Below are 17,576 nucleotides of genomic sequence, written 5' to 3'. Positions count from 1 at the left end.
GAGCAGGGAAGGTCGCGTTGTGAATTTCAGCCCGTATGTGAATCGGCTGTGGCTTGCCGCGGCGATCCTCGATGCCCGCAGACAAGCTGGCTACACCACTGACAGGCTGTCGCAGGAGACCGGGTTACAGCGGCAGAAGATCAGCCACATCGAGACCGCCAATCGGCCGGTCGATCCTGCGGCCATCCGCCTCATCCTGGATGCCCTCGGCGTTGCGGCAGCTAGCCACACCAAGATCATGCGAGCTGCTGAACGTTCAGCAGCGCAGGGCTGGTGGAAGCGCTATGACGACGAGATGGGCCCGCGACAGGCACAGACCGCCGATCTGGAAGCCGGCGCCGCCACGATCTTCGAGTATCAGCCGTTCATCATTCCGGGCCTTCTGCAGACACCGGACTTCGCGAAGGCTCGTGCCGAAGCCGCTCACACCGCACGATCCCGCCGGTTCTCCACGGCCCGTGACTTGGAGGCTAGAAGGACCCGCCAGGCGATCTTGTCAGGAGCGGCGGCTACGCCCTACGAGGTGGTTATCGACGAGATAGCACTGCTCCGGCGTTCGGTCACGGCCGAGATTATGCACCGGCAGATGGAGCACCTGATCGGCGCAGCGCTGAACCTGCGGGCGGTCACCGTCCGCGTCCTCCCGCTTGATACCGCTTTCACCGCCCGCCAACAGGCCCGCACCGCCTTTTCGTACTACACCTACACCGATCCCGACGACATCGAGATCGTCACCGTCGACACGAACATCGACGACATGATCCTCACCGAGCATGACCAGGTGAAGGTTTACGCCAGCCTGCGATCCGAACTATGTCAAGACGCACTGAGTGCGGCCGATTCCCTCGAACTCCTCACTGCCTTGGAGCAGGAGCACTTGACAAGGAGATGACCATGGAACCCACTGCAGCATCGCCAGCCCCGCGCCCGATTGGAGTGTGGTTCAAATCCCGGCGCTCGAACCCGGCATCTAACTGCGTCGAGGTTCGTTACCTTGCCGGCGGTGGGGTGGAGGTACGCAACTCTAAGCGTCCGGATGCCGGGTCGCTGATCTTCACCGACGAAGAGTTCGACGCCTGGGTCGGTGGAGCCAAGGACGGCGATTTCGACCGCTGACGCCGGCAGGGACAACCACACCGATGGGTGACCTGCTCCAGTCGAGATCTTGCGGGCCTTGCAGGCCACCCATCACCATACGTATGCCTTGCTCGCTGCAGCCCATACCCCCGGTGTAGGAGGAGATGGCGATGCCCGAGTCGGACGCGGTACCCAATAAGCGGTTCCGTGATGCACGCATCCGCCTATTCGGCAGCAGACAGGCCCTAGCCGACGCTGTCAACCAGCTCGTCCCGGACGCCTACCGGGTAACAGACAATGACATCGGCAAGGTTGAACGCGGCCAAGTCACCTGGCCGCGTCAAACACGTCGTGACGCATATCGGCAAGCGCTCCAGGCCGCCACCGACGAAGACCTCGGCTTCTTCGATCGTCGAGAGCAACGGTCACTCGCAGGTCGGATGGTGCTAGACCCGGCGGCGGATTATGGTGATGGCAGCGTGGGCCGCGACTCGGCTGCGGGCTTGGCTCCGGTGCGGCACATATTCGCTCCGCGGGAACGGGGTAGGGCGGCGGTAGGCGGCACAGCGCTAGCTGACCCGGCAGATACTGTTCTCACGTCACCGCAAAGGCAACAGTCAGAGCTACTGGCCAGGGTCAGTCACACGGTTTCGTGTGTCACGTCGCTCGCGATCGGTGACAACTCATACCGGGAGCTGGTAGCAGATTTGGTCAGATGGGCAAGATCCATGAACAGGCGCGAGGTGCTGCAGTGGCTGGCCTGGGCGGCTGGCACAGCAGCTGCGTCCCTGGATCTCTTCGACAACCTTGACCCGGATGAGCGGGCCCGGACCACTGGCGCGATCGCCAGTCCAGGGCGCGTCGATACGACGGTCATTAGCCACATCGATGGCATCCTCTGGCGGTGTATGCGCCAGGACGACGCGCTCGGGCCGCAGGCGGCGCTGAACACCGTGCTAGCCCAACGGGACCTGGTTCAGGGCCTGTTGGCCGGTGCAGGTTCAGAACACCGTGATGCACTGTTGAGCCTGATGGCGAATCTGTCCCGGTTCGCGGGCTGGTTGTCGTTCGACTTAGGCAACTTCGATGCCGCCAGCGTGCATTACCCTCCCTGTCACGCTGATGTGAGACAGCCCGTCTACCAGGGGATACTCTTCCTGGACGGCCCTGAGGAGAGCACATCAGCATGACGTCGAAGCCCCACGAGAGTCTGGATCCGGACGCCCGGCCCCAGCGGCGGACATTCACCGCGGAGTTCAAGGCGCGGATCCTGGAGGAGTACGAGTCGGCGCCGGATTCGGCGGCTCGCGGGGCGATTCTGCGCCGGGAACGGCTGTACGGGTCACACATTCTCGACTGGCGCAAGGCCCGCGATGCCGGAGCCGCGGCTGGCCTGACGGACCGGCGGCAATCGGCTGCACGGGCGGCGAAGAAGGCCGAGAACGCCGAACTTGCCCGTCTTCAGCGTGAGAACGCCCGCCTGCAGGCCGAGTTGTCGAAGACTCAGACCGCGTTGTCGATCATGGGAAAAGCGCACGCGCTCTTGGAACTGCTCTCCGAGAGCGCGGACACCGCGGCGATGCCGAGCCCGTCCTCACCGAGGCGCAAGAGGCGCTGACCCCGTTGTGGGGTATCGCGCCGGCGTGCCGGCTGACCGGCGTCTCCCGGGCGACGCTGTATCGCCGTAGTGCTCCGCCGATGGTCAGTCGGCCTCGGGCACCGCGCAAGCCACCGCCGTCGGCGCTGTCGGAAATCGAACGTGAGCAGGTGCTGCAGTTACTGAACCGGCCTGAATACGCCGATCTGGCGCCGGCGCAGGTGTGGGCGCGGGAGCTCGACGAGGGCCGCTGGTGGTGTTCGGAGTCCACGATGTATCGGATCCTGCGGGCCGCCGGGCAGACCGGCGAACGCCGCAGTCAGGCCACGCATCCGGCCCGGGCCAAGCCGGAACTGGTCGCCGACGCGGCGAATCAGGTGTGGTCGTGGGACATCACGAAACTGCGCGGGCCGGTCAAGGGCGTCTGGTTCCATCTCTACACGGTGATCGACATCTGGTCGCGTTACGTCGTTGGGCACCTGGTCGCCGGCTACGAGGACGGGCAGCTGGCCGAGGCGCTGATCGCCGACGCGGCGACCCGGGAACGCGTGAACCCGGATCAGTTGATCGTGCACGCCGACCGGGGCGCGGCGATGACCAGCAAGACCGTGACCCAGCTGCTGACCGATCTGAAGATCGGCCGTAGTCACAGCCGGCCGAAGACCTCGAATGACAACCCGTTCATCGAGGCGAGTTTCAAGACGTTGAAGTACGACCCGACGTTCCCGGACCGGTTCGGGTCGATCCAGCACGCCCGGCAGCACTGCGAGGCTTTCTACACCTACTACAACCATGAGCACCGGCATTCCGGGATCGGCCTGCACACCCCGGCATCGGTGCATCACGGCACCGCTGGACAGATCCGCCAACAGCGGCAACACACCCTCGACGCCGCCTGGGCCGCCCACCCGCAACGGTTCGGCCGACGCCGCCCGCAGCCGCCTCGTCTCCCAGACCGGGCATGGATCAACAAGCCCGACGACAACGACCTCGAACAGGTCACCGCCGCAGCGGCGAAGAGCGTTCCACCAGCACAAAGCTAAACAAAATCAAGAAACTGTCTCAGTTGACTTGACAGGTTCCGTTACGAGGCGGCACGGGCGGATGCGCACGAGGCTCGCAACACCGAGCTGGGTGCCCTTGTGTTGTGCAACATGAGCCATCTGGCCACCTGGCGCGGGCAGCCGCGAGTGGGTATTGATCATGCACTGGCCGCTCAAGGCTGGGCGGCCCAGACAGAGGATCATCACTTGCGGGCCTACGCCTTGGACGTCGCCGCCCGTGCGTTCGCCAGTGATCGACGTGACAAAGCTGCCCGGGATGCGTTGGAGGCTGCGGAGCGGGAGATCGGTGAAGCGCGAAGCGCATCACCGTGGGCGTACTTCTTCACCGCCGGACAGTTGCAAAGCACGAAAGCGGTGTGCCTGCTCTGGCTGGGCCGGGCCGACGAGGCGGCCGTCGTCGCGCAGGAGGCAGTGGAGGGGATCGACCCGTCGTTTGTGCGCAACCTCGGGATCTCGTCGACGTATCTAGGCGTCGCTCGGCTGAACCAACGCAAACGAGATGTCCCCGCTGGGGCGGCCGCGCTGGCGGATGCCGTCCAGCTGTCCGCCCACAACCGGTCGGTACGGCTGGTGCAGACCTTGCAGGGCGGGCTGCGCCAACTGGAGCGATGGCACGATGAGCCGGCGGCAGCGGAGACGCTGGCGCTTGCACGTTCGTATCACCTGGTGTGACGCAGGTCGTCCAGGGAGTCGCGGAGGTAGACGTCGAACATCGGTGCCGCTGCGGTCGGACCGCCTTCCATCTGGCCGACCTGGCGCCAACCCCAGTGCTGGTAGATAGCTTTGGTATCGGCCGCAGTCGGCTGGACGGTGAGCGTTGCGCGCTGCTCGACTCGGCTGGCCAGCAGTTGGTCATGCAACGTCTTGCCCACACGGTAGCCGCGTGCCGTCGGCAGGACCGCGAAGTCGAAGAGCATGAAGGTCCTGCCAGGCCATTCTTGGGTGGTTTCGTCCGGCAGCGGCTCGGTCAGGCTGCTCCAGCGTTGGGTGGTGGGTGGCAGCGTGAACCCGTAGGCAAAGCCGACTAGATCTTGGTCGGCGAAGGCCACCGTGATCCCGAAGGTGGCATCGGTGAGCAACTGATCTAGACGTTCCCGGTGCAGCAGGGACTCGTCGTCGCGCCAGAAGAACGGCGGCCGAGAAAACACGTCGTCGTAGACAGCGCAAATGGCATCGAGATATGCGGCCGCCAGATCGGCGTTTCCGGAGTGAACGGCGAACTTCTCATTGAGCATATCCGTTAGCGTACGTCGGAAGTCAGGCGCTCGTGTTGGCCCGCCTTCACCCATCGCAATGATCGATAGGGGTGTCGCACGCGACTGAGATGGCTGGCACGAAGGGCCACGTTCGACAGTCCGGATGGCCTTGGCTCAGAGGTCCTCAGTTCCGATATGGTCAGTTCTGTGATCAGCTTGACGCTGCCCGTTCCTCCGACCTCACCGCTGCGGGATGGAAGCCTCCCAGAAGGATCGCGCACCCGCGCCCATACGAAGCGAGGATGAGGCGTGACCGTAGCCGCCCTGGGCCAAGCAGGCGACACGCTACCGTTGAACGGCGCACCCGCTGATTACTGTGAAGCGGTGCCGCGATGACACGCAGTTGGCAGGCCACGCCCGGACGGACCATCGTCGCGGTCTTCGACCACGGCGACGACTTCTACACGGCCCTCAACCAGGTGTGCACAGAACACGGCATCCGCCAGGGCTACATCCCTATGTTCATCGCCGGCTTCGCCACCGCCGACCTCGTCGGCACCTGCGATCGTCTCGAGAACCCACAGGCTCCGGTCTGGTCGAAAGTTCAGCTATCCAACGTCGAAGCCGTCGGCGGCGGAACCCTCGCCTGGGACGAAGCTGCGCACCGAGTAGCGCCCCACGTCCACGTGGCTGTCGGACTCAAAGAACGCAGCGCCACGGGACACACCAGCCACCTGCTCGGCGCAACGGTGCAGTTCCTCACAGAGATGATCATCGTCGAGGTGACAGATCCCCAGATGTTCCGGCGCAAGCAGGCGGACCTCTATGACGTGCCGCTCCTACGTATCTGATCGCGGGAGAGAGACCGTCGATCGTCGCCCGCCGCGGGTACCCTACCGACGACACCCCAGTGGCTGGAGGACTACCGAATGAGCGACGAGAACGAGACCAAAGGGTTAACGCTGACCAGCTTCCACAGCTGTGACGGGCTACTTCTGAAGGGCTCCTTCCAGTCACCCGCCGAGGCCCCCGCAACCAGCGTCGTTCTGGTCCACGGTGGTGGTGTAACACGCGAAGAAGGCGGCTTCTTCACGCGGCTCGCGGCCGGCCTCGCTGATCGTGGCGTGGCATCGTTGCGGTTCGACCTACGTGGTCACGGCGAGAGCAGCGGCCGCCAGGAGGATCTGACGTTATCCGGAGTGCTGAACGACATTCAGGCAGCGACTTTGCACCTCCGTCAACTAACCGGAAGCGCGTCGGTCAGCCTTCTGGGCGCCAGCTTCGGCGGCGGCGTCAGCGCCTTCTACGCCGCTTCACATTCGCGCCAACTTTCAAAGTTGGTGTTAATCAACCCGCTGATCAATTATAAAAAGCGCTTTATCGACGACAAGCCTTACTGGTCGAACGGCCAGATTGATGAATCGGCCGGCCGAGAACTCGAAGAGAACGGCTTTTTGCCTCACTCACCAACTTTTCGGCTGGGGCGACCCTTGCTTAACGAGGTTTTCTACCTGCGGCCCGACCATGTTTTTGAGAATATTACTACGCCCACTCTGGTGCTGCACGGCACCCTGGACACTTTCATTCCAGTGCAGAGCTCACGCGATTACGCCGCACGCATTCCCGCGACCAGCCGACTTATTGAGATCGAAGGAGCGCAACACGGCATCGCCGTACACGACGATCCGCAATATCGGCACCCTCAGACGCAGCAATGGCAATCGGCGGCAATCCAGGATATCAGCGACTGGCTGCTTGACTAGAGCGTTCGCATCAGTCGCATGAAGGAGGCGACTGCTGGCCGATTCCGCCACGGGTGCAAGCCAACGCTCAACCGCGAGAGCTCTCGAACAGTTCGAGTGGAACCAGCAGTCACGGCGACAGGGATGGTTGAGGACCCCAGCGATGCGGCGGCGTCCGGCAGAGAAGCAGCCGTCAATGCCTGGGCCCGGAGTGTTGAGAAGTAGGCGTAATCTCTCGCCGAAAAAACGTCCGGCTTGACGACCGCCTCGAAAATTTCGGCTGCTTCCTCAGGACGGCCCGACTCTCCATAACAAATTGCTACTTGCGCTTCGAATAATGCCTTGTCGTAATGAGCCGCAAGTGGCGTAGCTTCAGCCGAGACCTCGGCAAGGAGGCCACGTGCTCTCTTCAAAGTGTCATCAACATGCTGGCGTTTCGACCTGAGCATGGCTAAACCCCTGGCTTGCTGCTGAACGGCCTCGGCCATGACCCGCGCGGGTAGAGTCCATGGGCCGGCCTGAACCGCTTCGGCAAGGCCGAGCATGCGGGGCGCATCTCGGGCATCCCATGCCGCCTGGCTTTTTTTGATCAGTATGTAGCCAGGCATGGCGAAGTCGGTGGCCTCCATAGCCCATTCCGAAGCGCGATCACGCCAGTATTCGGCGGCCGGAGGGTGCCCCGCGTCGCGGTATAGCCATCCCGCGAATTCCGCCGCGCGGGAACCGACCTGCAATAGAGGTTGATGCACCGACCATTTCACTACGCGGACATTTTGCTGGACAAGGGACAGGACGCCGAGAGCGCGGGGCAAAGCACCCCGAGGGCCAGAAATGCCGTCATCGGCTATACAGCGAGTGAGTTCTTCGTCCAGAAATGCAACGAGCGCCTCATCGAGATAGCGGCGAGCGTCACGTTTAACAGCGTCGATACGGTCGAGGTCATCTAGCGTCAAACCTGGCGCACTAGATCCATGATCATGGAATACGGCCATTGGAAAGGCTGATGGCTCGGGCTGGAGTCCCTTGCCGATCGCCTGCGTGGAGGAGAATCCAAGGGTTCCGATGGGCTCCTCGGTGAACGCATCCGGATGACTGTGCACCATAGCGTCGGCCGGGCGGATTCTACGATTTACCAGACCGATTTCGGCGTCCGTTCTAGCACCCAAGACGGCCCGGTATGCCTGGCGTCGATGTTCACGAGGATAGGACACCAGTCCGCGCTCGATTTTCCCGATGTCGTTCGCGGTGACTGGGCCCTCTTTGCTTCGTGAATCTATGATGCTGTTGACGCGATCTGCGAACTCTTCCCGCGAGGGCGGCCCTTCACCGAAAGCGGATTTGAGGCGTAGGCGTGCCGCGCGGAAAAGCTCGTTAGGGGGCTGCCGCGACGGAATCATGACTCCTTCTCGCATCCGGGCGAAGTCTCGTGAAGCCTGAGTGTAAACGCCCCTCTCACCATATGAGAACTAGCGTTGCTACGGCATCACGGGGCAGGACCTAGCGGAGGCGGTGCTGCCTGCGCCGATGCCGAGCTGCTGAACTAGAACGCGGCAGCCGGTCGCGTCTGACTGAACCTCGACACGGCCCAGGCTTGCCGCAGTGGATGCTGTGATGATCACGGCTCAGCCAACGCTGGCGCCAAAGACTCGTGCGATGCCGTCCGATGCTCGAAGCCTCGATTCCCGCTCAATTCCCCCTGGATTCCCTCGCCAATGGCGTTCCGCAGCGTAGCGGTGGGTGTGAATGTGGAGGGGCAATGTCCAAGTGGAGGCCAGTCGACGTGCGCCTCCGGCATCCGTGTCCAGGACCTGCAGGACGGCAATAGCGACATGTGCTGTCCAGCCGAATTTGGACGCGGGTTGGCCGCCAAAAGTCGAGTTAACGCGGCTGACGTTGTTGATCACCTGTTCGGACGGCCAGTGCGAAAAGCCACCGCTGACGCGGCCTAAGCCAGACGAGGAGCAGCATGTGAACTCCGCCGAAGCCGATCAGCCATCCACCGTGGCGGTGTACAGCTGTTGGAACGGTCCGGGGCAGTCGTTCAGTGTCGGCGCCTACCGGCTGCCGGACACGCTACTGGCTGGCGAAGTCCTCGTGTCCGTCGATCTGGCCACAATCTGCGGCAGCGACGTTAAAACCGTTACCGGACAGCGGCTCGGTGCCGTGCCGAGTGTCCTCGGACACGAACAAGTTGGCACGGTTGTCGCCACCGGCGTCGGCGCCTCCGTCTCAGTGGGACAACGAGTGGTGTGGTCGGTGACCAGTTCCTGTGGCCGGTGCCCGCGGTGCGCGACGATGCCGCAGAAGTGCCTGAGGCTGCATAAATACGGGCATGAGCCGTTCGAGGAGTCCCGGCCGCTGACCGGAGGATTCGCAAGCCACTGCCTGCTGTGGCCCGGCACGACCATCGTGCCGATACCCGACAGCGTTCCCGATGAGGTAGCCAGCCCCGCTGGGTGCGCTATGGCCACGGCGGTCGCGGCGGCGGCCGCAGCGGGCCCGATCCGGGTGGGAAGCCGTGCCCTGGTTGTCGGCACCGGCATGCTCGCGATAGCGGTGACCGCCTTGCTAGCACAACGCGGGCTGCACGTCGTCGTGCTCAGCCACGATCATGTCCGTGGGCAACGACTTTTGCGCTTCGGCGCCGCCGAGGTGACCGATGCTCCATCCGGCATCGACGTGGCGTTCGAAATGTCTGGCCGCGCCACCTCGATAGCGGCCGCGACGGATTCTCTGGCGGTCGGGAGCACGCTCGTCTTGGCCGGATCGGTGTCGCCCGGGCCGACTGTGGCAATCGACCCGGAGCACATCGTGCGTAACCTGCTCACGATCACCGGGGTGCACAACTACCGGCCTGCTGACCTGCACACCTCGATTGGCTTTCTGGCAGAGCACCAGGGTCGATATCCATTCGCCGAGCTGGCCGTCGGCCGGTGGCGCCTCGCCGAGATGGACGAAGCCTTCGCTGCCGCCCGGACCGGCGGCGTTCGGCAGTGCGTCCTGCCGAATGCTTGACCCGCATGACCACGTTGCCGTCGTGACTGGCTTCAGCAGGGCCGCGCCTGGTAGCCCATGCAGTACCGGATCGACTCTCTCATTCGATCCATAGGTCCATCGATGACAGCACATGCCGCGACATTTCTGCGGCGCGGCGTGGTGCTGGTGCCGTGACAGCGGCGGGCCCCCTATCCGGATGCTTCGGGCAGACGGCACCGGCCCCGTCCCCTTTCGGAGGAGTATTCATGGTTTGGGTTCAAGTCTACGCCGGTCGGCTCCCCTGCACGGGCAGACGGTCGACGCTGTGGTGACGGGCGCACTGACTACCCGTCTGCTGCGGATCGTGGAGGCGACACGGCCGACGCCACTGATTCAGCTGGATCATCCGACGGTTGATCTGTACTGCAAGCTGGAGTCGAGCAACATCACTGGCAGCACCAAGGACCGGTCCGCGTACGCGATCTTGGCCGAAGCCATCGAGGCGGGGCTGGTCACGGGCGGCACGACCGTGGTCGAGTCGTCCTCCGGCAACTTCGCGGTGTCCCTAGCCATGCTGTGCCGGCTGCTGAGAGTGCCGTTCATCCCCGTCATCGACCCGACCATCAACGCCCAGACCGAACAGGTCCTGCGGGCCAGTTGCGAGCGGATGGAGAAGGTCGAGACCGCTGACGGGCATGGTCACCTGCCCGCACGCATCGACCGCGTGCAGCAACTGCGTGCGCAGATTCCCGGCGCGTACTGGCCGAACCAGTATGCCAACCCGGCCGCGGCCCGGGGGCACTTCACCTTCACCGGCGCCGAACTATGCGCAGATCTTCCGGACGTCGACTACGTGTTCGTCGGGGTCGGTACCGGCGCCTGTCTCGCCGGGATTTCCCAGCGGGTAAAACAACACCGGCCCCGGGCGAAAGTGATCGCCGTCGACGCCGAGGGATCAATCATCTTCGGCGGGCACGCAGGCCGGCGCCGCATTCCCGGTATCGGATCGCTGATCCAGCCCAGCCTGGTCAAGGCGGCGATCATCGACGAGGTCGTCGTCGTGGCCGAAGCGGACACCGTCCGCGCCTGCTGGCAGCTGCTACGCCACGGTGTGCACGCCGGCGGATCCACCGGCAGCGTGCTGGCTGCGATCGACACCTACTTCGCCGACTACCACGGCCCGCGGCCAACCGTCGCGTTCCTGTGCGCCGACCGAGGCACCGCCTACACCGAGACGATCTACAACCCTCGCTGGGTGCTCGACGAGTTCGGTATCAGCGTCACCGGCCCGGATGCCTTCGTACCGGTCCGCGCAGCCACCACCTGAACAGACATCCGCGACGTCGAGGAGCGCAGCAACACGATGAACGGACACCCCGAACCGGCTTTCGCCGTCATCGCGGCCGGCGCCGTCACCGGCGCGGTGGACGGTCACCGGGCCGCCTGCCTGGACGTGATCCGCCGCGCCTACCTGGCACACGCATCCGGTGAAACGGTGCTGCCCCACAGCACGTTCGTGCGGCCCGATCCGCCACGCCCGGACCGCTTCATCGCCCTACCGGGATACCTCGGCGGGAACTTCCGGGTGGCCGGGATGAAGTGGATCGGCAGCTATCCGGACAATGTCGCCGCCGGCCTCGAGCGGGCCTCTGCCGTCCTCGTCCTCAACGACACCGCCACCGGTTACCCGTTCGCGGTCCTGGAGGGGTCGGTGATCTCTGCAGCCCGGACGGCCGCGTCGGCGGTGCTCGCCGCGGAGCATCTCGCCGGCAGGCGCAAAGCGTCCCGGGTGGGCGTTGTCGGCACCGGCCTGATCGCCTCACACGTCTGTGCGTTCCTGCGCGAGCTCGGCTGGGAGATCGGTGGCTACACCCTCAAGGACGTCTCGCGAGACCGGGCTGGCGCATTCAAGCGGGATCTGCTCGAGAAGGGCGCCGCCGCGGTCCGGGTCACCGGGGACGTCGCGGACCTGTTCGACGAGTGCGACTTGATCCTGCTGGCCACGACCGCGAACACCCCGTACCTGCTCGATCCGGCTCTGCTGGCCAACAGCCCGATCGTGCTGCACCTGTCGCTGCGTGACCTCGGCCCGAACCTCATCGCGGTGAGCCAGAACATCACCGACGACGTGGAGCACGCCGTCCGGGAGCGCACCTCGCTGCACCTGACCGAGCAGATGCTCGGCAACCGCGACTTCGTCAGCGGCACCGTCGCCGACCTGCTCGACGGCCGGCTGCGCCGTGACGGCCGGCCGGCCGTCTTCTCACCGTTCGGCCTGGGAGTGCTCGACTTCGCCCTCGGCCAATGGATCTACCAGCGATGCCTCGATCACAGTGCGGTCGCCACCATCCCTGGCTTCTTTCCCGCGCAGGGCGCCCGATGACCGGCACGGCGCCGGGTGCTACCCGGCACACGACTCCTCCCCCATTCCTCACGCACCGGAAGGCGGTGACGTCGATGCCCGACGCCGACATGCTGGGCGATCACGCGGTCCAGATGCGCCTGGCAGCGCTGCTGCGCTCGACGGCGAACGACCTGAAGCGCCCCGACGAGTACGCCGACACCGACCTCGGCCTGCCGCCAGGCACGTTTGCCCGGCTGATCAACGGCACCGAACCGATCACGTGGCCGGTCCTGGTGGCCGCAGCGACGGCATGGCCGGTCAACCTGCGTGACCTGCTGCCGTTGCAGGACGACACCGACCGCGACGTGCGTATCTTTCGTGCGGCCGAGTCCGCGGCCAGCTCCCGTATCCTCGACCGGGCCGGCCGGCCGTACTACGAGTACCGCGACACCGTCATGTCCCGGCTCGGCTCGTTCCGGCCCGAGTGGATCCGGATGCTGTGCACCGTCGCGGACAACGAGCCGGGCAACCCGGCCGTGCAGTGGAACCGTGGCCACCTGCTCTATCAGCTCACCTACGTGGTCGGCCCGGTCAACTACTACTACAGCTGGGACGGCACCCGCCGGTGCATCCCGATGCGCACCGGTGACTCGGTGTTCGGATTGCCGTACGCGCCGCACTCGTTCACCAGCCGCGATGCTGACGAGCCCGCCTACATCCTGGCGCTGACCTACGGCGGGGACCTGACCGGCGACCCGCAACGCGAACTGGCCGTGCTGGGGGAGCAGGCCGCTCACGACCTCGCCTACCACCCGGATGGGCACCTTCTTGCCCAGCAGCTGACCTCGTTGCTGCACGCGAAGCTGCTCAGCCCGGCCGAGCTCGCCGACCGCGCCGGCCTCGATCCGCGTCGTGTCGAGGCGCTGCTTTTCGGCAAGGTCAGTCCGCCACCGACGGAACTGGCGCAGCTGGCCGCCGGGCTGCGCGTCAACGTGCGCGAACTGATGCCGGTCACCAGCGCCACCACCCAGGGCATCAGCGTGCAGTTCGCCGCCGACGCCCGCCGGTGGCGCACCGGCGGCGACGACGCGGCCGCGTACGAGGTCACCGAGCTGGCCGGTGACCCGCTGCACCCGCACACCACCGCCGTCGACGTGCGGCCCCTGCTGCCGGAGCCGAACGATGCGGCCTGGACACGCACGTATCAGCACCAATACGTGTACGTGCTCGAAGCCGACGGCACCCGGATGAGCTGGGACAGCGGCGGCCGGCACCAAGTCGAGCTGCAGGTGGGCGACTCGGTCTACCTCAAACCACAGGTGCCGGTCGCGTTCACCGGCAACGGCCGGCTCCTCATCCTGCGCATCGGCGGCGCCGTACGCGCCGACGTCCGGTTCGCGCTCGGGCACATGGCCAGCGGCGGGCAGGACCGCTACGTCCGCGACACGCAGCTCTGGTACAGCAATGAAGGGAAATGACGTGAACCGACTGGCGCACCGCTCCACCCAGCTGCGGCAGCTGCTGACAGGGCCGACGATCGTGCGGGCGGTCGGCGGGCACGACGCGCTGACCGCCAAGCTCGCCCACCAGACCGGCTTCGAGGCCATGTGGGCGTCAAGCCTCGCCGCGTCGGCCAGCCACGGCGTGCCGGATGCGAGCCTGCTGACGATGACGCAGTTCCTGGACATCGCCGAATCGATGGCCCAAGCGTCTCCACTGCCGGTCATCGCCGACTGCGATACCGGCTTCGGTGACGCCCGCAACGTCGCCTACGCGGTCGCCCGGTACGAGGCCCGGGGAATCGCTGCGATGTGCATCGAGGACAAGCGGTTCCCGAAGCTGAACAGCTTCGCCGACGGCGGGCAGGACCTGCTTCCCGCCGCCGAGTTCGCCGCCAAGATCCGCGCCGGTAAGCAGGCCCAGGACGATCCGGCGTTCCTGCTGATCGCCCGCACCGAGGCGTTCATCGCTGGCCGTGATCTGGCCGAGGCGCTGGACCGCGCGCACCAGTACGCCGAGGCCGGCGCCGACGCGATCCTCGTGCACAGCAAGAGCGTGCACCCCGACCAGGTGCTCAAGTTCGCCGCCGCCTGGGACAGGGACCTGCCCTTGATCGCCATCCCGACGACCTACCCGCAGGTCACCGAAGCCGAGCTGCTCGCCGCCGGGTACCGGGTCGTCATTTACGCCAATCAGGGCCTGCGGGCGACCGTCAGCAGCGTGCAGGACATGCTGCGCGTGCTCAGCCAGGCCGGGACCGCCAGCGCGCTGGAGGAGCGACTCGCGCCGATGCAGGCGGTGTTCGACCTGCAAGGCATGCCCAGCGCCTACCGGACAGCGCCATGACCAGCGCCCCGGCGTTCCTGGACGCGCTGGCCGGTGTCGGTGTGCGGTTCGTGTCCGGCGTCCCGTGCTCCTACTTCAGCGCCCCGTTGCAGCTCATCGACGCCCACCCCGACCTGACCTATGTCCCGGCCGCGAACGAAGGCGGCGCGCTGGCGGCGGCCGCCGGCGCGCAGTTGGCCGGCACCGGCAGCGCCGTGCTCATCCAGAACTCCGGGTTCGGCAACCTGATCAACCCGTTGACATCGCTGCTGCTGCCGTACCGGATCCCGGTGCTGATCGCCATGAGCATGCGCGGCTGGCCGGCGGCGACGACCGGGGAACCCCAGCACCGGATCATGGGCCAGGTCGTCCCGAGCTGGTTGCGCACCATCGACGTGCCGTTCGCCGAACTCACCGCCGGCGGGCCGCAGGTGACCGACGTGGTCGGCCGAGCCGCCGAGCGCCTAGCGCAGGGCAGCCCCGTCGTGCTGCTCGTCGGCAAAGGCGCCATCGAGGCGGCCCCAGCAGCAGACGCCCCACCTGCCGGGATCACCAGCACCACCCTGATCAGCAGCGTGCTGGAGCACCTGCGCAGCGACGAGCCGGTCCTGTCCACGACCGGATATCTGTCCCGGGCCCTGTTCCAGGCCGGCGACCGGCCCGGCAACTTCTACATGCAGGGCTCGATGGGACACGTGGCCGCCGTTGCGCTCGGCGTCGCCCTGCAGAACCCGGCACAGCGGGTCGTCGCCCTCGACGGCGACGGCGCCGCACTGATGCACCTCGGCACGTTCGCCGCCGTCGGTGGCAGCGCGCCGCCGAACCTGGTGCACATCGTGTTCAACAACGGCGGCTACGAATCCACCGGTGGGCAGCCGGTCCCCGCCACCGTCGACTTCGCCGCCGTGGCGGCGGCGTGCGGCTACCGCACCACCCTCACCGTCGACGACGAACCCGGCCTGCGCGACGCGGTCATGCACGCGCTGTCCGCGCCCGGCCCCGTCCTGCTCACCGTTCGCGGGGTGCCCGGCGGTGCCGCCGGCGGACAGCGGGCGTCCGAAGGCATCACCGTCGACGCGATCGCCACCCGGTTCCGGGCCCGGCTGACCGGCCACGACCGGCACCAATCTCAACGGAGCGACCGATGACCCCACCTGCGGTGCTGTACACCGATCCCGCCTGGCTGCTCACCGAAGGCCGCCCGGACCCGGCACGAGCTGGCATCGAACAGCAGATCCTGACCAGCGTCGACCTGCGATTCGGGCCGCACGACGGCCATCGCTACCTGCACGACGGCTCTGCACTGCACGCCGCCGCAGACGGTGTCCAGGTCCTGGTCGTCTACCGCTGCCAGGTCACCCGGGAGCTACTCGACGCGGCCGGCCCCGGCGTGAAGGCAGTCATCCGGCAAGGCGTCGGAGTCGACAACCTGAACTCCGCGCTGCTGGCCGAGCGCCGAATCCCGGCCTACAACATCCCGGACTACTGCGTCGGCGAGGTGTCCGCGCACACCGCCGCGCTCGCCCTCGCCCTGGAGCGGCGGCTGATCCCGCAACACCAAGGCCTGACCGCGGGCACCTTCGACATCTACGCCGGTGGGATCCCGCGCCGGTTGTCCGAGCACACCCTCGGCATCGTCGGGTTCGGCCGCATCGGCCGGGCCGTCGCCCGGCATCTCGGCGCCTTCTACGGGCAGACACTGGTGTTCGACCCGTACATCGGAGACGACCTGCCCGCTGGCTACGGCGCCCGCGCCGTGGCGACCCTGCACGAGCTGCTCGCCGAATCCGACCTGGTGACCCTGCACTGCCCCTTGGATGCAAGCACCGATGGCATGCTCAACACGGCAGCGTTCGGGCACATGCGTGCCGGCGCTTACCTGGTCAACGCCGCCCGCGGCCGCCTGGTCGACCCGGACGCCCTCGCGGGCGCTCTCACCGACGGCCGGCTCGGCGGCGCCGCACTCGACGTGTTCTCCCCGGAGAACCCGCATACCGATCCGCGCTGGAAGCCGGTCCTCGAGCACCCCGCCGTGCTGGTCACCAGCCACCGGGCGTTCCTGTCCGCCGAGGCCGAGCTCAGCAGCCGCCGCCGCGTAGCGCAGATCGCCCGCGACGTGATCGACGGTCGGCCCGTCACCGTCGGCCGAGTCCAGGCGGGGCTGCGATGACCGACATCGCGATGTCCCGCACCGTCCGGCAAGACCTGCCGGATGGCACCATCGACCTCGCCGGCGGTGACGTCCGGATGCCGTTCCCGCACCCGGAGGTGTCGAGCCCGCTGCTCGGTCCCGACGACCAGCCGTACCCGCCGACGGCCGGGAGCCGCGAACTGCGGGAACTGATCGCCGCCGCCACAGAGCCGGCTGCGGTCACTGCCGAGCAGGTACTGGTCACGCCGGGCGCCCGCGCCGCAGTGTTTCTCACCCTGCTGCGGGCGTCCGGCCGCGACGTGTTGCTGCCGACCCCGCGGTGGGGCAGCTACCCGGCGCTGACCGCCATGGCCGGCGCCCGGCCGGTCAGCTACGGTCCCTATCCGCACGTCGATGCCCTCGACGAGGCTCGCACCGCGGCGACCGCCCTCGTCGTAATCAACAGCCCCCGCAACCCGGACGGGACGGTCGTCGACGCGGCCACCATCACCGCCGTGCTCGCCTGGGCGCAGCAGCATCACATCACCGTGCTGTTCGACCAGGTGTACCGCGGCGTCACCGCCCACCCGGCCCCGTCACCGCTGGATACGGCTGGCCCGCTGCCGCAGCACTGCGTCATCGTCGACGGGCTCACCAAAAGCCATGCCGCCGCCGGACTGCGCATCGGGTGGGCCATCACGGCAGACCTGCATCAGCTGACCGCCACGGCGTCGCACCTGATCGGCGGCGTCGGCACCCGTGCCCAGCAGGCCGCCGTCGCCGTCCTGCGCCAGCCGCCCGGGCCACGCCAGCAGGCACTGGCTGACCTCGCCGCCCGCACCCGGGCCGCCGCCGCCCAGCTCGACCGGATCCCCGGCGTTTCCTGCCCCGTCCCGGACGCCGGGTTCTTCCTCTTCCCCGATCTGCACGGCTGGCTCGCCGACACCGACGTCGCCAGCTGGCTGCGCGAGCACCACCGGGTAGCCGTCGTCGACGGCGCCGCCTTCGCCGCACCCGGCCGCATCCGCGTGTCCACGGCCGTACCCGACCACGACCTGACCACAGGGCTGCGCCGACTGACCGCCGCCCTGTCCACCCGCCCCTGAACCGCTGCCCATCCCATG

Annotated in this window: 18 protein-coding genes; 16 read left to right on the top strand and 2 right to left on the bottom strand. The window is 66.7% G+C overall.

The window, feature by feature from the left end; all coding sequences use genetic code 11:
* Window positions 1-19 precede the first annotated feature (19 nt).
* From ACSHV8_RS01065 to ACSHV8_RS01040, 6 genes are all read left to right on the top strand, one after another.
* Window positions 20-892 (top strand): helix-turn-helix domain-containing protein, encoded by an 873-nt coding sequence (locus ACSHV8_RS01065; RefSeq protein WP_436528459.1) that lies wholly within the window; start codon window positions 20-22, stop codon window positions 890-892.
* Between the two features lie 2 nt (window positions 893-894).
* Window positions 895-1,116 carry a DUF397 domain-containing protein gene (locus tag ACSHV8_RS01060; protein ID WP_436528457.1) on the top strand — a complete coding sequence of 74 codons (222 nt, stop codon included), beginning with the start codon at window positions 895-897 and terminating at the stop codon, window positions 1,114-1,116.
* A gap of 131 nt (window positions 1,117-1,247) precedes the next feature.
* Complete coding sequence (locus ACSHV8_RS01055; RefSeq protein WP_436528455.1) at window positions 1,248-2,267, top strand: hypothetical protein; 1,020 nt, start codon at window positions 1,248-1,250, stop codon at window positions 2,265-2,267.
* Window positions 2,264-2,695 (top strand): transposase, encoded by a 432-nt coding sequence (locus ACSHV8_RS01050; protein ID WP_436528453.1) that lies wholly within the window; start codon window positions 2,264-2,266, stop codon window positions 2,693-2,695. Before ACSHV8_RS01055 ends, ACSHV8_RS01050 begins: the two co-directional genes overlap by 4 nt.
* Window positions 2,696-2,700: 5 nt before the next feature.
* Complete coding sequence (locus ACSHV8_RS01045) at window positions 2,701-3,717, top strand: IS3 family transposase (protein WP_436528451.1); 1,017 nt, start codon at window positions 2,701-2,703, stop codon at window positions 3,715-3,717.
* A gap of 111 nt (window positions 3,718-3,828) precedes the next feature.
* Window positions 3,829-4,410: a hypothetical protein gene (locus tag ACSHV8_RS01040; RefSeq protein WP_436528449.1), complete on the top strand. Its 582-nt coding sequence runs from the start codon at window positions 3,829-3,831 to the stop codon at window positions 4,408-4,410.
* Here the strand turns inward: ACSHV8_RS01040 and ACSHV8_RS01035 are convergent.
* Window positions 4,398-4,973, bottom strand: a complete 576-nt coding sequence (locus tag ACSHV8_RS01035; RefSeq protein ID WP_436528447.1) for a GNAT family N-acetyltransferase — start codon at window positions 4,971-4,973, stop codon at window positions 4,398-4,400. The two genes, ACSHV8_RS01040 and ACSHV8_RS01035, sit on opposite strands and share 13 nt — an antisense overlap.
* Window positions 4,974-5,326: 353 nt before the next feature.
* On the opposite strand from ACSHV8_RS01035, the gene ACSHV8_RS01030 reads away from it, so the two are divergent.
* Together ACSHV8_RS01030 and ACSHV8_RS01025 are read left to right on the top strand one after the other, a co-directional pair.
* Window positions 5,327-5,785, top strand: coding sequence for a PPC domain-containing DNA-binding protein (locus ACSHV8_RS01030; protein WP_436528445.1), 459 nt, complete (start codon window positions 5,327-5,329; stop codon window positions 5,783-5,785).
* A 78-nt stretch (window positions 5,786-5,863) separates the two neighbouring features.
* Window positions 5,864-6,697, top strand: a complete 834-nt coding sequence (locus ACSHV8_RS01025; RefSeq protein WP_436528443.1) for an alpha/beta hydrolase — start codon at window positions 5,864-5,866, stop codon at window positions 6,695-6,697.
* On the opposite strand, the gene ACSHV8_RS01020 is transcribed toward ACSHV8_RS01025, so the two are convergent.
* Entirely contained in the window at window positions 6,694-8,073 is a 1,380-nt protein-coding gene (locus ACSHV8_RS01020; RefSeq protein WP_436528442.1) for a hypothetical protein, read from the bottom strand. The genes ACSHV8_RS01025 and ACSHV8_RS01020 overlap by 4 nt on opposite strands.
* A 571-nt stretch (window positions 8,074-8,644) precedes the next feature.
* On the opposite strand from ACSHV8_RS01020, the gene ACSHV8_RS01015 reads away from it, so the two are divergent.
* The 8 genes from ACSHV8_RS01015 to ACSHV8_RS00980 all read left to right on the top strand — a co-directional run bounded on the left by ACSHV8_RS01015 (window position 8,645) and on the right by ACSHV8_RS00980 (window position 17,558).
* Window positions 8,645-9,691 (top strand): alcohol dehydrogenase catalytic domain-containing protein, encoded by a 1,047-nt coding sequence (locus ACSHV8_RS01015; RefSeq protein WP_436528440.1) that lies wholly within the window; start codon window positions 8,645-8,647, stop codon window positions 9,689-9,691.
* Window positions 9,692-9,977: 286 nt separating this feature from the next.
* Window positions 9,978-10,979 (top strand): 2,3-diaminopropionate biosynthesis protein SbnA, encoded by a 1,002-nt coding sequence (gene sbnA / locus ACSHV8_RS01010; protein WP_436528439.1) that lies wholly within the window; start codon window positions 9,978-9,980, stop codon window positions 10,977-10,979.
* 36 nt (window positions 10,980-11,015) lie between these two features.
* On the top strand, window positions 11,016-12,035 hold the full coding sequence (gene sbnB, locus ACSHV8_RS01005) for a 2,3-diaminopropionate biosynthesis protein SbnB (protein ID WP_436528437.1): 1,020 nt from the start codon (window positions 11,016-11,018) through the stop codon (window positions 12,033-12,035).
* Window positions 12,036-12,109: 74 nt separating this feature from the next.
* Entirely contained in the window at window positions 12,110-13,474 is a 1,365-nt protein-coding gene (locus ACSHV8_RS01000) for an XRE family transcriptional regulator (protein WP_436528435.1), read from the top strand.
* Window position 13,475: 1 nt separating this feature from the next.
* Complete coding sequence (locus ACSHV8_RS00995) at window positions 13,476-14,342, top strand: isocitrate lyase/phosphoenolpyruvate mutase family protein (RefSeq protein WP_436528433.1); 867 nt, start codon at window positions 13,476-13,478, stop codon at window positions 14,340-14,342.
* Entirely contained in the window at window positions 14,339-15,469 is a 1,131-nt protein-coding gene (gene aepY / locus ACSHV8_RS00990) for a phosphonopyruvate decarboxylase (protein ID WP_436528431.1), read from the top strand. The genes ACSHV8_RS00995 and aepY overlap by 4 nt, the downstream gene beginning before the upstream one ends.
* The gene (locus ACSHV8_RS00985; RefSeq protein WP_436528429.1) at window positions 15,466-16,491 is read left to right on the top strand and encodes a C-terminal binding protein; all 1,026 of its coding nucleotides are present in this window, start codon (window positions 15,466-15,468) and stop codon (window positions 16,489-16,491) included. The genes aepY and ACSHV8_RS00985 overlap by 4 nt, the downstream gene beginning before the upstream one ends.
* Window positions 16,488-17,558 carry a pyridoxal phosphate-dependent aminotransferase gene (locus ACSHV8_RS00980; RefSeq protein WP_436528427.1) on the top strand — a complete coding sequence of 357 codons (1,071 nt, stop codon included), beginning with the start codon at window positions 16,488-16,490 and terminating at the stop codon, window positions 17,556-17,558. The genes ACSHV8_RS00985 and ACSHV8_RS00980 overlap by 4 nt, the downstream gene beginning before the upstream one ends.
* Window positions 17,559-17,576 lie beyond the last annotated feature (18 nt).

The sequence above is a fragment of the Actinoplanes sp. HUAS TT8 genome, from assembly GCF_051380535.1.
Taxonomy (GTDB): domain Bacteria; phylum Actinomycetota; class Actinomycetes; order Mycobacteriales; family Micromonosporaceae; genus Actinoplanes.
Note: the sequence above shows the minus strand (reverse complement) of the source record. Positions and strands in the feature narration are given on the sequence as shown.